Below are 15,103 nucleotides of genomic sequence, written 5' to 3'. Positions count from 1 at the left end.
AACAATGCTATCATGTGTAATTGAATACGCCTACAACTCTGTGGAAAAAGATAAATCCTCCTAGGAGCGGTCGCTCCGTCGTTGGATTTCCTATTTTCCTTTGAGTTGTTTAACGGCTTAGTATCTTGGTAGTTGAACACGGGCTAAATCCCTAGTGAAAAAGATAGATTTCCTTGTGTGCGTGGCACACTGCGTCAATCTCCTATTTTCATACGGGATTCTTCACGCCCTTTGTATCCTGATTTTTGTAGGCAAGTCGTATAATTTTATCAATCCAAAGGGGATTAAAATGACAAAACATGTGTTTCAAACGACTTTTGCGGGTCGTGAGTTAATCGTAGAGACTGGTCAAGTTGCCAAGCAAGCAAATGGCGCGGTTGTCGTGCGTTATGGGGAGTCAACTGTCTTGACGGCAGCTGTCATGTCTAAGAAAATGGCAACTGGGGATTTCTTCCCACTCCAAGTCAACTACGAAGAAAAAATGTATGCGGCTGGGAAGTTTCCTGGTGGCTTTATGAAACGGGAAGGACGTCCTTCAACGGATGCGACTTTGACAGCGCGTTTGATTGACCGTCCAATCCGTCCGATGTTTGCGGAAGGTTTCCGTAACGAAGTGCAAGTGATCAATACGGTTCTTTCTTACGATGAAAACGCATCTGCACCAATGGCAGCCATGTTTGGTTCATCATTGGCCTTGTCTATCTCAGATATTCCATTTGACGGACCAATCGCTGGGGTACAAGTAGGTTATGTCGATGGTGAGATTATCATCAATCCAACGCAAGAACAAGCTGAGCGCTCGCTTCTCGAATTGACAGTAGCAGGTACTAAGCACGCTATCAACATGGTAGAGTCTGGTGCTAAAGAATTGTCAGAAGAAATCATGTTGGAAGCTCTTTTGAAAGGGCATGAAGCTGTCAAAGAATTGATTGCCTTCCAAGAAGAAATCGTTGCAGCAGTCGGTAAAGAAAAAGCAGAAGTTGAATTGCTTCATGTAGATGAGGAATTGCAAGCTGAAATCGTTGCAGCCTACAACAGTGACCTTCAAAAAGCAGTCCAAGTAGAAGAAAAATTGGCTCGTGAAGCTGCAACTCAAGCAGTCAAAGACCAAGTCACAGCAGTTTACGAAGAAAAATATGCAGACCACGAAGAATTTGACCGGATCATGCGGGATGTGGCTGAAATTTTGGAACAAATGGAACACGCAGAAGTGCGCCGTTTGATCACAGAAGACAAGGTTCGTCCTGATGGACGTAAGGTCGATGAAATCCGTCCTTTGGATGCGGTTGTTGACTTCGTGCCTCGCGTGCACGGTTCAGGTCTCTTTACGCGTGGACAAACACAGGCCCTTTCTATCTTGACTTTGGCGCCAATGGGTGAAACGCAAATCATCGATGGCTTGGATCCAGAGTACAAGAAACGCTTTATGCACCACTATAACTTCCCTCAATACTCTGTTGGTGAAACAGGTCGTTACGGTGCGCCTGGTCGCCGTGAGATTGGTCACGGTGCTCTTGGTGAGCGTGCTCTTGCACAAGTCTTGCCAAGCTTGGAAGAATTCCCATATGCGATCCGCTTGGTAGCAGAAGTATTGGAATCAAACGGTTCTTCTTCTCAAGCCTCTATCTGTGCGGGAACGCTTGCCCTTATGGCTGGTGGTGTGCCAATCAAGGCGCCAGTAGCAGGGATTGCTATGGGTCTCATTTCTGATGGAAATAACTATACCGTATTGACAGATATCCAAGGTTTGGAAGATCACTTTGGAGACATGGACTTCAAGGTTGCAGGTACGCGTGACGGGATTACAGCCCTTCAAATGGATATCAAGATCCAAGGGATTACTGCAGAAATCTTGACGGAAGCTCTTGCTCAAGCCAAGAAAGCCCGTTTTGAAATCCTTGATGTGATCGAAGCAACTATTCCAGAAGTGCGTCCAGAATTGGCTCCAACTGCTCCGAAAATTGATACCATCAAGATTGATGTCGACAAGATTAAGATTGTCATCGGTAAGGGTGGAGAAACCATCGATAAGATCATCGCTGAAACAGGCGTTAAGATTGACATCGACGAAGAAGGTAACGTATCTATCTACTCTAGCGACCAAGATGCCATTAACCGTGCCAAAGAGATCATTGCTGGTTTGGTTCGTGAAGCGAAAGTGGATGAAGTCTACCATGCCAAAGTGGTTCGGATCGAGAAATTTGGTGCTTTTGTCAACCTCTTTGACAAGACGGATGCCCTCGTTCATATCTCTGAAATGGCTTGGACGCGCACCAACCGTGTCGAAGACTTGGTAGCCATCGGTGATGAAGTTGATGTGAAGATTATCAAGATTGATGAAAAAGGTCGTGTCGATGCTTCGATGAAGGCTCTTCTTCCTCGTCCGCCAAAACCAGAAAACAGCGAAGAAAACGGTGAAAAGACTCATCGCCATAGCGATCGTCCTCGTCACCACAACAAAGACCACAAACCTAAAAAAGACTTTACCATTACACAAAAAGATTCAGAATAATCATTAGAAAAGGAGGAGCACGGTATGGGATGGTGGCGTGAAACCATCGATATTGTAAAAGAAAATGACCCAGCAGCGCGTACCTCGCTGGAGGTCCTTTTGACCTATCCGGGCGTCAAAGCACTGGCAGCTCACCGTGTTTCCCACTTTTTGTGGAACCATGGCTTTAAGCTCTTGGCGCGGATGCATAGTCAGTTTTGGCGTTTTTGGACCCAGATTGAAATCCATCCAGGTGCGACCATTGCTTCCGGTGTCTTTATAGACCATGGAGCGGGCCTCGTTATCGGGGAGACAGCTATTGTTGAAAAAGGCGTTATGCTCTACCACGGGGTGACCCTTGGGGGAACAGGGAAGGATGTCGGTAAACGCCATCCGACGGTTCGTGAAGGAGCCTTGGTCTCCGCTCATGCTCAGGTCATCGGTCCGATTGAGATTGGGGCCAAGGCCAAAGTAGGAGCGGGAGCGGTCGTGGTCTCCGATGTACCGAGTGATGTGACCGTTGTCGGAGTCCCTGCTAAAATTGTTCGTGTTCACGGTAAGAAGGATGAGCCAATCATTCACCAAGAAGAAGAAAAACGCGAATACTATGTGAATAAGATGGAGCATGCTAAGGAAGCCAGTCATCGGTCTTCGAGCTTGTAAGGAGATTGCTACGTGATTCAAGCAACCAATACATTGAATGACCACCAACTACTGGAAGCAAAGGCCCTTATTGCCATCTGTCAGAAGTATGACGGAACTTTTCGGGATCCTTATCTCTCCAATATGCTCAATTTTGATCCCGATATGCCCGCCTTTTTCCTTTATTATGAAAAAGGTGAACTGGTTGGCCTATTAACGGTTTATGCAGATGACCCAGATGTGGATGTGACGATACTGGTTCACCCCAATCATCGTCGTCAAGGCATTGCGCGGGCTTTGTATAGAAGTTTTGAGAAAGAAACGGCATCTTATCCCATTGAGTCTGTGACTTTTCAGACAGAGCGTGTTTTTCTAGAGCGCCATCCTGAGTTTGTCAACAACTGGGGACTGGTCGAGGATGAAGAGACAGAAACCTGGTTAGGTAAGGATAGAAGACCTTATCCGTTGGCAACTGTTTCCAATCTGGACGTTTTGTTAGCAGATCGTTCGTATCAGGATCAAATTAGTCAGTTGAAATTTCAGGCATTTTCAGAGGAACATGAATCTAAAGAAGTTGTGGATAGATATGTCGCCAAAGCTCTGAAGGATCCAGAAAGTCGCCTATATATTTTATTAAAAAACGGTCAGGTTATTGGAACTTGTACAGTTGATTTATCGAGTAATACGAATTACCTCTATGGTTTAGCAATAGCCGAACTTGAACGTGGAAAAGGTTATGGGAGCTACCTGGCAAAATCCCTTGTCAACCAACTCATTGAGCAAAATGATAAGGCCTTTCAGATTGCCGTGGAAGACAGCAATGTAGGTGCCAAACGTTTGTATGAAAAGATTGGCTTTGTCAAACAGACTCAGGTGGTTTATTTGAAGCCAAAAGAGTAGAAACAGAAAGGAAATGAAGCGTGTTAAAAATTTATGATACCATGTCTCGTGATTTGCGAGAATTTGTCCCCATCGAGGAAGGGAAGGTCCGCATGTATGTCTGTGGGCCAACGGTTTACAACTATATCCACGTTGGGAATGCCCGTTCAACGGTAGCCTTTGACACGATTCGTCGCTACTTTGAGTATCGTGGCTACGAAGTTGCCTATATTTCCAACTTTACCGATGTGGATGATAAGATCATCAACCGTGCCAAGGAAGAAGGTATTACGCCTCAGGAAGTGGCGGATAAGTACATTGCGGCCTTTCGTGAAGATGTGACGGCTTTGGGGGTCAAGCCTGCAACCCGTCACCCTCGTGTGGTTGAGTTTATGGATGACATCATTCGCTTTGTTACCGACTTGATCGAAAAAGGCTATGCCTATGAGAGCCAAGGCGATGTCTATTTCCGTGTGGAAAAATCCCACAACTATGCCAAATTGGCCAATAAAACTTTGGAAGACCTAGAGCTAGGAGCTTCTGGTCGGACAGATGAGGAAACAGCTCGCAAGGAAAATCCAGTCGATTTTGCCCTCTGGAAAGCTGCGAAGCCGGGTGAAGTTTCTTGGGAAAGCCCTTGGGGACCTGGTCGTCCTGGCTGGCACATTGAGTGTTCGGTCATGTCAACTGGGATTTTAGGCGATACCATTGATATTCACGGTGGTGGAGCTGACCTTGAGTTTCCGCACCATACCAATGAAATTGCCCAGTCAGAGGCTAAAACTGGTCAAACCTTTGCCAACTACTGGATGCACAATGGCTTTGTCAATATTGACAATGTCAAGATGTCCAAGTCCTTGGGCAACTTTATCACTGTGCATGATGCCCTCAAGACCATTGATGGCCAAGTGCTTCGCTTCTTCTTTGCAACCCAGCACTACCGCAAGCCGATTAACTTCACAGAAAAAGCGGTGCGCGATGCGGAGACCAACCTCAAGTATTTGAAAAATACCTATGAGCAACCGTTCACAGGAGAAGTGGATTCAGCAGACTTACAAAACTTTGTGGACAAGTTTATTGCGGCCATGGATGAAGATATCAATGCCGCAAACGGAATCACCGTTGTCTTTGAATTGGCCAAATGGATCAACTCAGGTCACTACAACCAAGACGTCAAGGATGCCTTGGCAAAGATGTTAGAAGTCTTTGGAGTGGTCTTTGTTGAAGAAGTTTTGGATGCGGATATTGAAGCCTTGATCGCTGAACGTCAGGAAGCGCGGGCTAAGAAAGATTTTGCGCGAGCAGATGCCATTCGCGATGAATTGGCTGCGCAAGGAATCAAGCTCTTGGATACAAAAGAAGGTGTAAGGTGGACACGTGATTGATGTCAATCTAATCAATGGGATCGCCCTTGCCTTTGAAGGGGATGCGGTCTATTCCATGTATATTCGCAGGCACCTAATTTTTCAAGGGATGACCAAGCCCAATAAGCTTCACCAGACTGCAACCCGCTACGTCTCTGCTAGAGCTCAGGCTAGCTTGATCGAAAGCATGCTGGAGCAAGAAATTCTGACAGAAAAAGAGTTGGAGATCTACAAGCGCGGTCGCAATACCAATAGCCATACCAAGGCCAAAAATGCGGATGTCGTGACTTATCGTATGTCGACAGGCTTTGAAGCCGTTATGGGCTATCTTCATATGACGGGTGAACTTGCTCGTTTAGAAGAATTGATCAACTGGTGCATCCAGCAAGTAGAAGAAGGAAGAAAGCAGTGAAAAATATCAGAGAGTGGTTTCCTCATGCAGAGGTGGCGGATCAAGCCCATCCACCAGCTGGTTATGTAGCGATACCCCTTCAGGCTCATCAATGGCTGCTACTGAAGGAAGAAGAGTTAACCGAGCGAGAAAAACAATTGATTTCCTGGTTGGGTGGTGAAGAAGAGGTTGCCCCCAATCCTTGGTACCAATACCTGATCGATGGAAAGGGAGAAGCCCCTCAGGTCATCAAAAAAATGCAGCTCGTCTATTGCCACCTCTCGCACTCAACAGCGGAAGGGATGGCTTCTTGGTTAGAGATGATGCAGACACTCTTGCCCAACTTCCGAGCAACCTTGCAACTGAGTGGACAAGATTATGTGCTCATTCTGGACCAAGACCAGTCTTTGCCTGTGGCCGATATCTTAAAAGATACCGTCTCTGCTATGGAATATGACTTCAATATTCGTTTATCTATCCTGGTCGGGCAAGTATGGACCGAGTCAAAAGAAGGGAAAGTGGCTCCGGTTATCCGAGCAGAACAGGCAGTTTTTCGAGCTTGGATCCGAGAAGGGCATCAAGGCGTCTATCGCTTTTCTCAACTCTATCTGTGGGGAATCGAGCAGGCAGGCCTGGATCTTACCCCGATCAAAGAAAGCTTGCATCAGTTGATTGAAAGTCAAGATCAATTGCAAGACATCATTGTCTCTCTTTGGGAAAATGGGGCAGTTGTGACCAAGGCGGCCCAGCAACTCTATCTCCATCGCAATTCGCTCCAATACAAGATTGATAAGTGGGAAGAGCTAACGGGTCTCCAGTTGAAAAATCTGACAGATCTGGCTCTTTGCTACCATTTAGTCTTGCAAGATGTCATTTAAACGGAATCAATCGAGAGTTTTGTGCAACTTGCACAAAACTCTTTTTCTTTTTTGTGAGACTTGCCATAGATTTGTAAAACGTTTTCATTTACAATAGAACTATAAAAATCAAAGGAGTACCATCATGGTAGAATTAAATCTTAAAAATATTTACAAAAAATATCCAAACAGCGAACACTACTCAGTTGAAGACTTCAACTTGGACATCAAAGACAAAGAGTTTATCGTTTTCGTAGGTCCTTCAGGATGTGGTAAATCAACGACTCTTCGTATGATCGCTGGTCTTGAAGATATCACAGAAGGTGAATGTTCCATCGATGGTACTGTTGTAAATAACGTAGCGCCTAAAGACCGTGACATCGCCATGGTATTCCAAAACTACGCTCTTTACCCACACATGACTGTGTACGATAACATGGCCTTTGGTTTGAAATTGCGTAAATACAGCAAGGAAGATATCGACAAACGTGTACAAGAAGCAGCTGAAATCCTTGGCTTGAAAGAATTCTTGGATCGTAAACCAGCTGACCTTTCTGGTGGTCAACGTCAACGTGTGGCCATGGGACGTGCCATTGTCCGTGATGCAAAAGTATTCTTGATGGACGAACCTTTGTCAAACTTGGATGCCAAATTGCGTGTATCGATGCGTGCTGAAATCGCGAAAATTCACCGTCGTATCGGAGCTACAACGATCTATGTAACTCACGACCAAACAGAAGCGATGACACTTGCTGACCGTATCGTTATCATGTCAGCTACTAAAAACCCTGCTGGTACTGGTACTATCGGACGTGTTGAACAAATCGGTACTCCTCAAGAAGTATACAAAAACCCAGTGAACAAATTCGTAGCAGGATTCATCGGAAGCCCAGCTATGAACTTCATCAACGTAAAATTGGAAGGTGGACACATCGTTGCTAATGGATTGAATTTGAAAGTTCCAGAAGGTGCTTTGAAAGTTCTTCGTGAAAAAGGCTATGATGGTAAAGAATTGATCTTTGGTATTCGTCCAGAAGACGTGAATACAGAAGCTGCATTCCTTGAAACTTTCCCAGAATCAGTTGTGAAAGCTACGATCTCTGTGTCTGAGTTGCTTGGTTCTGAATCTCACTTGTACTGCCAAGTTGGTGATAACGAATTCATCGCTAAGGTGGATGCGCGTGACTACCTTGGAACTGGTGCAACCATCGAACTTGGATTTGACTTGAACAAAGCTCACTTCTTCGACAAAGAAACTGAAAAAACAGTATACTAATACCTACTGACACTATAGAGACTGAGACGATTTGTCTCGGTCTCTTTCATTTTAAGGAGACAAAATATGGAAAAAGACTGGTGGAAGGGGAAAGTTGCTTATCAGATCTACCCAAAAAGCTTTAAGGATAGCAATGGCGATGGTGTTGGGGATTTGAAAGGCATCACGGAGAAACTCGATTACCTTCAAGACTTAGGGATTGATATTCTCTGGCTATCTCCTGTTTACAAGAGCCCTTTTATTGACCAGGGATATGATATTTCAGACTATTATGCCATTGATCCCCTCTTTGGGACCATGGAAGATATGGAAGAGTTGATTGCAGAAGGTAAGAAGCGGGGCATTTCCATCATTATGGACTTGGTGGTCAACCATTGCTCCAGTCATCACGAGTGGTTCCAAAAGGCTTTAGCGGATCCTGATGGCCCCTATGCGGACTACTTTTACTTCATCGAAAGCGACAAGGAACCCAACAACTGGGAAAGTTACTTTGGGGGCAGTGTCTGGGAACCGGTTCCTGGCACTAACAAATACTATCTGCATTCTTTCCACAAGGATCAGCCAGACCTCAATTGGCAAAATCCTGCCCTTCGCGAAGAAATTTACACCATGATCAACTGGTGGTTGGACAAGGGGATTGCGGGCTTTCGGATCGATGCCATTATCAATATTAAAAAGGATCTAGAATGGCGTTCGCTTCCGTCTGATCGCGAAAATGGCTTGGTCCCAGTACCGGAGTCTCTAGTGAATGCCCAATCGATTGAACCTTTCTTGCAAGAGTTAAAGGAGCGGACCTTTACCAAGTACAATGCCTTCACAGTAGGGGAAGTGTTCAATGAAACCGACGAAGAGTTGCATTTCTTTATCGGAAAAGATGGCGTTTTCTCATCGATCTTTGATTTCAAACAAACCATGCTGGGTCAAGAAGGAAAAGGCTGGTTTGACCATGCTCTTCCAACTGCAGATGAACTCAAGGAAAGTATTTTCCAAGCGCATGAGCGCGCAGATAGTATTGGGGTCCTCTCAACCATCATTGAAAACCATGATGAGCCTCGTGGCGTGTCCCACTATATCGCGGAAGGTCCTGTAAACGACACCAGTAAAAAAGCCCTGGGGACTATTCAGGTTTTGCGCAAGGGAATTCCGTTTATCTATCAAGGCCAAGAAATTGGAATGGAAAACCAAGTCTTTGAATCAGTGGAGGACTTTGATGATATCGCGACCATCAATGGCTACCACGTTGCTAAAGAAGCTGGTTTGAGTGAGGAAGAAGTCTTAGCAGTGATTGCCAACTACAGCCGAGACAATGCGCGGACACCGATGCAGTGGACAAGAGAGCCAGGCCTGGGCTTTAGCGATGGACCAGCCTGGCTGATCAGTCCTAAACCAGATTATTCCATTAATGTGGAAGACCAGGAAAAAGATCCAGATTCTATTTTGAATTATTACCGTCAGCTGACGGCCTTGTATCGCCATCCCCTCTATGGAAATACCATTCGGTTTGGAGATATGATTCCAGCTTATCGGGACCGTGAGAATATCATCGCCTTCGAACGCCGTGGGGACAAGCGCCTCTTGGTAATCAGCAATTTCCAAAATCGCCAGGCCACTTTGGAGTTGCCAGCTCCGATTAAAACGCTCGTTTTAAATAATACTGCTGGGTTGTTCCAAGAAGGAGACCAGGTATTAGAATTGGCCCCTTACCAAAGCATCGTGCTGGAATTGGTGGAATAAGGAGAAACTTTGCATCAGTGTTAGACTTTAATGTAGAATAGTATTTTCATTAAATATTCTGGAGAAATTTATATAAGTTTTCTATACTTTAGAATCAGTCAAGTATAAACTGAAACTTTCCGCCGTGAGAAAAGTGCTTGAAACATTATTGTTTCAAGCACTCGGGAGTTTTGGAACATTAGGTCCAAAACTAAGTCATGGAACTTCGAAGAAGTTCGCTGACGTCCGTACTTACCTAAGGAAAGTTTTGAAAGATATTTTATCTCCAAAAAGAACCTTCGTTTCTGCGAAGGTTCTTTTCATGTCATCCAAGTCTAAAGCTGAATCTTATTCAACTTCTTTCTTTTTCAAGAGGAGGAAGCCTCCGCTAATGGCTAACAAGAAGCTTGAAAGAATGAAGTGCGCCCTTGTGTCTTCTCCAGTTTGTGGCAATTGTGTCTTGGATGGACTTTCTTGGAAGCTTTGTCCCACTTGGTAAGTCAAGGCTTGCACACTTTCTCCATTTTCAGTTGTCGTTTCTTTTTGTGGAAGGAGAACTTTAGGAGTATCCTTCTTGGTCAAGATTGGCTGTGGAGTGGTTGTTTGGTTATGAATTGGAACCACCACTTGGTCTGGTTCTTTAGCTGGAACGTAATCCATCAAGCTAGCCAACTTGCTGCCAAAGATCGCGTTGGTTACCCAGCGGAAGAAGTGGACAGGGTGTTGGCGATTGGTTGGATTTCCGGCATATACAAAGAGTGGTTGGCCCAGAAGTTCTCCAGAGATGGCCATGACCTTATTGGCTAGGACTTCATTTTTTGGCCACCAGCCAGCAATGTAGTAGTCGCTTGAAGCGATGCTCATCAAGGTCTTGAAGTTGCTTGGAACTTTTTCAATCCAGTTTCCTGAGTTGGAGTAGAAGAGGGTATTCTTCTTGTATCCGCTGGTCAATGGATCCTGATCATCGATGATCGCTTTCATCAAGCCTTCGTAGTCGCTACCGCCTTTTAGTTTTTCAGCGTCAAATCCTGCAAGAACTCCCAATTTTTCCAGTTTTTGCATGGCTTCCCCGCCGATGACGAGAGTTGGTTTCTTGCCAAAGATGGAAGCGTCAAAGCGGTTGCTTTCCAAAATAACAACATCCGCTTCTTCTGGAGTATTGACGATTTGGAAACCTAATTTTTCAAGGACTAGACTGGTATGAGCAGGCGCATCAACTCCAGCCCAATTATAGTGGTAGTTTGGAGAGTAGACCTTCATCGGTTTCAAGGTTGGCCCGCTTGGTACCTTGTAGAGGGCATCACCATAGATGGCATAGTTTGGTAGGAGCGAAGCAAAGGTATCGCGGTCAACGATGTAGCCATCATCTGTTAGGTAGACAGATTTTCCTTGGGAAATGGCCTGGTTGATAGCTTTAACAGCACTGGCTGAGGTATTTGCGATCACATAGTAAGGAGCTTTTGGATCGATCTCAGAAGTACGAGTCGCACGGGTAGTGGTGACTTCGCCTAATTTTCCATTGAAAAGACCATCCGCAAAGACAGGTTCGGACTTGAACCCTCTCATATCAGGGAAGTTAACCAGCAACTCTGCGTACATCGCAGCCCAGGCAGATTCGTTGGAGCCCTTATAGAGAATATGGTTGGCATAGCCGCGTTTGGCTTGGGCCATGTCAATGACCAAGTCCCCTTTTTTGTAGCTGCCTGTATCTTCTTTGAGCTCTTTGACGAGAACACCATTGCGTTTGAAGTAGTCGATCATATTGAAAGCTTCTTGGGCATCGTTGTCTTTGTCGAGGCTCATTGGGATGACGTAGTAGTCTGGGAAGAATTTTGGACGACCGTTTTTCACACGTCCAACGATTTCCCCATTTGGGCCGACCAGTTCATTTTCAGCTTTTGGATCTTCCGTTTTATTGAGACCACGCAGGTAGAAGTTGAGCCGCATCTCAAGGAGTTTGTCTGGATCTTGGTTGAGGAAGTCAATGCCGCCGAGGACAGCATTGCGTCCAGCCTTATAGGATTCTTGGTTGGATTCTGGTATTTCAATGGTGTGGCCCAAGATGCCGTGATAGACAGCATAGACACCTGTATAACCTGAGAAGGAATCATCCCAGCCATCTCCCCAATCCAGTTTTGGAATGATGTAGCTGTCGTATTTGGAATTGGCAACTCCAGCCCGTCCCATATGATGGGCATTTTCCAGCATGAGGTTGGACATGAGGTCGTATTCAAAGTTCGGATCATGTGGAGGTGTTGCAGGTTCGATTAAGAATTCTTTTACAAAACCGTGTAAGTCGTAGAGAGCGATCGGATTCCACTTGTTGATCATTTGGATGACGGTGCGGACTTCAGGGTTGGTTTGGTAGCTGGCATCCCGGTTTGGATCGAGCCCGTTTGCTAGGGCCCGCAGGTTGAGAGCATCTCCATCTGGGTTTTCCGTGAAGTCAAACAAGAAGATGAATTTATTGAGCAAGGTTGGAATATCTAGCGTGACAGTTTTAGCATTTCCAGCTTCATCTGTGGTGTTAAAGGTCACCTTTTCCTTGGTCGCAAAGGTATTGAAGAGGCCTGTGATGATGTCGATCCCTGGCTGTTCATCCGCGTGGGTGTTGTGGACTAAGACAGGTAATTTGTAATCCAAGGTCTTGTCCTTCAGTGCAGCCAGCATTTCGCTTGGTTTGGTCAAAGCTGTAGGATTGGTGCTAGACAGGTAGTGATCGATGCTGGCTTGGTCCTTACTCACAATTCCCATCTTCATGTCCCGTCCTTGGGCGCTCTTACCAAGGGTTTCTAACTGCACCAAACGATCGGGTTTCGCTTCTTCCTTGGATTTTTCGATAGCAGCGAGCATCTCTTCATGTGTATGGTAGTCTTGGTAAGGTCGAAAAACAAGAGTTTTATTGATGGTCACACCCAAGTCTGCATTGGTTCCGACCAGCTCATGATTGCCGATGTAGTTGCGGTAAGTCCGGCGGATATTATTTGGGCTCCGAAGACTAAGATCTTCACCAAAGAGATCTTTCACTTCCATATGGAGATCCAAATCATTGCCGTTTGCAGTCTCTGTGATAGTAAGGAATGGATCCTTGCTCAGGGTTCCAGTCTCCATATCCCAGGTTTTCCACTCAGAGAGAGGCTTGTTGTCCAAGGTCCAGTTGATCTTGCCAGCAGCTTGAGCTTTTTCTTGGACTTTGTCATCAATCGTGCTCTTTTCAGAGAGATAAATGGTGCTATCAGCCAATCGTGTCGCTTGGTCAGCGGTCGTTGCAGCACGGTTGGTGCTTGGACTAGCGGCTTGAGCAACTTCTGTAGTAGAAGCCACATCAGAAGTCGCTGCTGCTTCTGCAGAAGTGGCAGGGGCTGCGGTGTCTCCTTTTTCAGCTGTAGCAGGACTGGCAGTCTCAGCTGTCACAGCTTGCTCAGTAGCGGGTGCCGCTTCAAGGACCGTACTTGGTTCTGTTTGAGGCGCTTCTAAGCTATCGGCTGATACTTGACCATGACCGATGACAGAAAGCAAGACAGCAGCTGAGAGGCTGAGCGTCGTAGTGTACAAATGTTTCTTATATGAAGACTTCATATAGAAGACCCTCCTTAAAAAGTTATTTTCCTGTTCCAGTATACCATTTTAGGAAAGCGTTTTCAACAGTTCCCGCAATAAAGAAGCCTTTGCATTTGGCAAGGGCTTCTTTATCTATTCTGTCTCCTGATGAAATTGTTGGTAAAAATCAACCTTGACCTGAATGAAGGTTTCTAAATCTCTTAACAATTGGAGCAAGGTGGCGCGTGTTTCGAATTCTTCCCGGGTCTTGGGAAGAGGCCGTTCGCGGAAGATCGCCAAATACTGAGTAATATCATCTAGAAGATCTTGGGCAGGATTTTCCTGACTTAACTGTTGCGCAGTCTTCTTAAAAAGTTGAGCCAGGATCATACTTTCACTCGCTGCTAACTGACAGCGGTTGACGTTTTCTGCCATATCCCGCAGGATCTCGTTTTGACGCTTGCGCATTTCGAAGTAGTGAATGTGGTAGTTGGTTTGATGAAAAAGGTGGTTGGAATGATCCAGATAGACGAGATTTAAAGCGTCCTTTAGGATACCATCTAACTCCTTGATCAAGCGGGCATCGTTACGACCATCCCCTTTACCAAGTAATTCCGCAAAACGACCAAGAATCTTCTTTAGTTGGTCTTCGACAACATCATGGTAGTGATCGATCGCTACCTGGTTCGAGGGCATATAGAGATTGGCCAGTAAGGCAAAGCTGGTCCCAATTAAAAAGAGGGCAAGTTCATTGAGCAAGAGCCCCCAGGAAGTAGACTGCTCAATCAAGAGATGGGTGACGAGGACCGTACTAGGGGTGATGCCGATCTGCCAACCCAATAGAAAGGCACATGGAACATAGAGAGCGATAAAGACGCCCAGTGCCCAAAGGTTGAATCCAAAAAAGGAAAAAGCGAGACTTCCGATCGCAAGGGCTAGCAAGGTCGACATAAAGCGCTGATAGGCTTGTTTGATGGTACTGCGCCGTGTATCAGAGATGCTCAAGATGGCAATGACGCCAGCTGAGATGGCATAGGTCAAGCCCAGAGCATAAGCAAGGGCAGCTGCCAAACAGGTGGCTAAGGTGAGCTTGATGGTTCGTTGAAAAAGAGGCATGGCTTCCTTTCTATTTTGCTGGTTTCGACGAGATAGATTCCAATTCATTATATCATGAATTGGCCTCATCCTCCTTTCTTATGGTATACTAGTTCTATGGAAAATAACGATATCGTATACGGTGTCCACGCAGTCACCGAGGCATTACAAGCCAATACAGGCAATAAATTATATATTCAAGAAGATCTCCGAGGGAAAAATGTCGATAAGATCAAGGCCTTAGCAGCTGAAAAGAAGGTGTCGATTTCTTGGACGCCAAAGAAAACCCTGCAGGAAATGACAGAAGGAGCTGTTCACCAAGGCTTCGTTCTTCGTGTGGCAGCCTTTGCTTACACAGACTTGGCAGCGATTCTGAAACAGACAGCCCAAGAAGAGAACCCGCTGTTGTTGATTCTCGATGGCTTAACAGATCCGCACAATCTTGGGTCCATCTTGCGGACAGCTGATGCGACCAATGTCTCAGGGGTCATCATTCCTAAGCACCGGGCAGTCGGGGTAACTCCGGTGGTTTCAAAAACTTCTACCGGAGCAGTGGAACATATTCCTATTGCGCGTGTGACCAATCTCAGTCAAACTCTAGACAAATTAAAGGAAGAGGGCTTCTGGATCTTTGGAACCGACATGAACGGCACGCCATCTCATCAGTGGAATACGGCTGGTAAATTAGCCTTGATCATTGGCAATGAAGGAAAAGGGATCTTAACCAATATCAAAAAGCAAGTCGATGAGATGATCACCATTCCCATGAATGGCCATGTTCAAAGCCTCAATGCCAGTGTGGCAGCAGCCATCCTCATGTATGAGGTCTTTCGCAACCGACTATAAACTTAGAAA

Annotated in this window: 11 protein-coding genes; 9 read left to right on the top strand and 2 right to left on the bottom strand. The window is 45.7% G+C overall.

The window, feature by feature from the left end; translation table 11 throughout:
* The first annotated feature begins 289 nt into the window (after positions 1-289).
* From pnp to ACVC7Q_RS05285, 8 genes are all read left to right on the top strand, one after another.
* Positions 290-2,512: a polyribonucleotide nucleotidyltransferase gene (gene pnp, locus ACVC7Q_RS05320; protein ID WP_447265102.1), complete on the top strand. Its 2,223-nt coding sequence runs from the start codon at positions 290-292 to the stop codon at positions 2,510-2,512.
* 24 nt (positions 2,513-2,536) lie between these two features.
* The gene (gene cysE / locus ACVC7Q_RS05315; protein ID WP_061604741.1) at positions 2,537-3,154 is read left to right on the top strand and encodes a serine O-acetyltransferase; all 618 of its coding nucleotides are present in this window, start codon (positions 2,537-2,539) and stop codon (positions 3,152-3,154) included.
* Between the two features lie 12 nt (positions 3,155-3,166).
* Positions 3,167-4,033 carry a GNAT family N-acetyltransferase gene (locus tag ACVC7Q_RS05310; protein ID WP_447265101.1) on the top strand — a complete coding sequence of 289 codons (867 nt, stop codon included), beginning with the start codon at positions 3,167-3,169 and terminating at the stop codon, positions 4,031-4,033.
* A 20-nt stretch (positions 4,034-4,053) separates the two neighbouring features.
* Positions 4,054-5,397, top strand: coding sequence for a cysteine--tRNA ligase (gene cysS / locus ACVC7Q_RS05305; protein WP_447265100.1), 1,344 nt, complete (start codon positions 4,054-4,056; stop codon positions 5,395-5,397).
* On the top strand, positions 5,390-5,788 hold the full coding sequence (locus tag ACVC7Q_RS05300) for a Mini-ribonuclease 3 (protein WP_003010060.1): 399 nt from the start codon (positions 5,390-5,392) through the stop codon (positions 5,786-5,788). The genes cysS and ACVC7Q_RS05300 overlap by 8 nt, the downstream gene beginning before the upstream one ends.
* Positions 5,785-6,645 carry a helix-turn-helix domain-containing protein gene (locus tag ACVC7Q_RS05295; RefSeq protein ID WP_447265099.1) on the top strand — a complete coding sequence of 287 codons (861 nt, stop codon included), beginning with the start codon at positions 5,785-5,787 and terminating at the stop codon, positions 6,643-6,645. The genes ACVC7Q_RS05300 and ACVC7Q_RS05295 overlap by 4 nt, the downstream gene beginning before the upstream one ends.
* A gap of 124 nt (positions 6,646-6,769) precedes the next feature.
* On the top strand, positions 6,770-7,900 hold the full coding sequence (locus ACVC7Q_RS05290; protein WP_023919456.1) for an ABC transporter ATP-binding protein: 1,131 nt from the start codon (positions 6,770-6,772) through the stop codon (positions 7,898-7,900).
* Positions 7,901-7,966: 66 nt separating this feature from the next.
* A complete protein-coding gene (locus ACVC7Q_RS05285) occupies positions 7,967-9,634 on the top strand; it encodes an alpha-glucosidase (protein ID WP_447265098.1) in 1,668 nt (555 codons plus the stop codon).
* 327 nt (positions 9,635-9,961) lie between these two features.
* Here ACVC7Q_RS05285 and ACVC7Q_RS05280 read toward each other — a convergent pair whose 3' ends face one another.
* Together ACVC7Q_RS05280 and ACVC7Q_RS05275 are read right to left on the bottom strand one after the other, a co-directional pair.
* Entirely contained in the window at positions 9,962-13,192 is a 3,231-nt protein-coding gene (locus tag ACVC7Q_RS05280) for an LPXTG-anchored zinc carboxypeptidase (protein WP_447265097.1), read from the bottom strand.
* Positions 13,193-13,306: 114 nt separating this feature from the next.
* Entirely contained in the window at positions 13,307-14,269 is a 963-nt protein-coding gene (locus tag ACVC7Q_RS05275) for an aromatic acid exporter family protein (protein WP_447265217.1), read from the bottom strand.
* A 96-nt stretch (positions 14,270-14,365) separates the two neighbouring features.
* Here ACVC7Q_RS05275 and rlmB point away from each other — a divergent pair, with 96 nt between their 5' ends.
* Positions 14,366-15,094 carry a 23S rRNA (guanosine(2251)-2'-O)-methyltransferase RlmB gene (gene rlmB, locus ACVC7Q_RS05270; RefSeq protein WP_447265096.1) on the top strand — a complete coding sequence of 243 codons (729 nt, stop codon included), beginning with the start codon at positions 14,366-14,368 and terminating at the stop codon, positions 15,092-15,094.
* Positions 15,095-15,103 lie beyond the last annotated feature (9 nt).

The organism is Streptococcus sp. W151 (genome assembly GCF_053010205.1).
The sequence above is the reverse complement of the archived record's forward strand: the minus strand, read 5'-3'. Positions and strand labels throughout refer to the sequence as shown.

Bases quoted from the DNA above. Each gene is read 5' to 3' on its own strand.
- cysE (WP_061604741.1), top strand. From the start codon at position 2,537: ATGGGATGGTGGCGTGAAACCATCGATATTGTAAAAGAAAATGACCCA.
- ACVC7Q_RS05280 (WP_447265097.1), bottom strand. From the start codon at position 13,192: ATGAAGTCTTCATATAAGAAACATTTGTACACTACGACGCTCAGCCTC.
- ACVC7Q_RS05290 (WP_023919456.1), top strand. From the start codon at position 6,770: ATGGTAGAATTAAATCTTAAAAATATTTACAAAAAATATCCAAACAGC.
- ACVC7Q_RS05275 (WP_447265217.1), bottom strand. From the start codon at position 14,269: ATGCCTCTTTTTCAACGAACCATCAAGCTCACCTTAGCCACCTGTTTG.
- pnp (WP_447265102.1), top strand. From the start codon at position 290: ATGACAAAACATGTGTTTCAAACGACTTTTGCGGGTCGTGAGTTAATC.
- ACVC7Q_RS05285 (WP_447265098.1), top strand. From the start codon at position 7,967: ATGGAAAAAGACTGGTGGAAGGGGAAAGTTGCTTATCAGATCTACCCA.
- rlmB (WP_447265096.1), top strand. From the start codon at position 14,366: ATGGAAAATAACGATATCGTATACGGTGTCCACGCAGTCACCGAGGCA.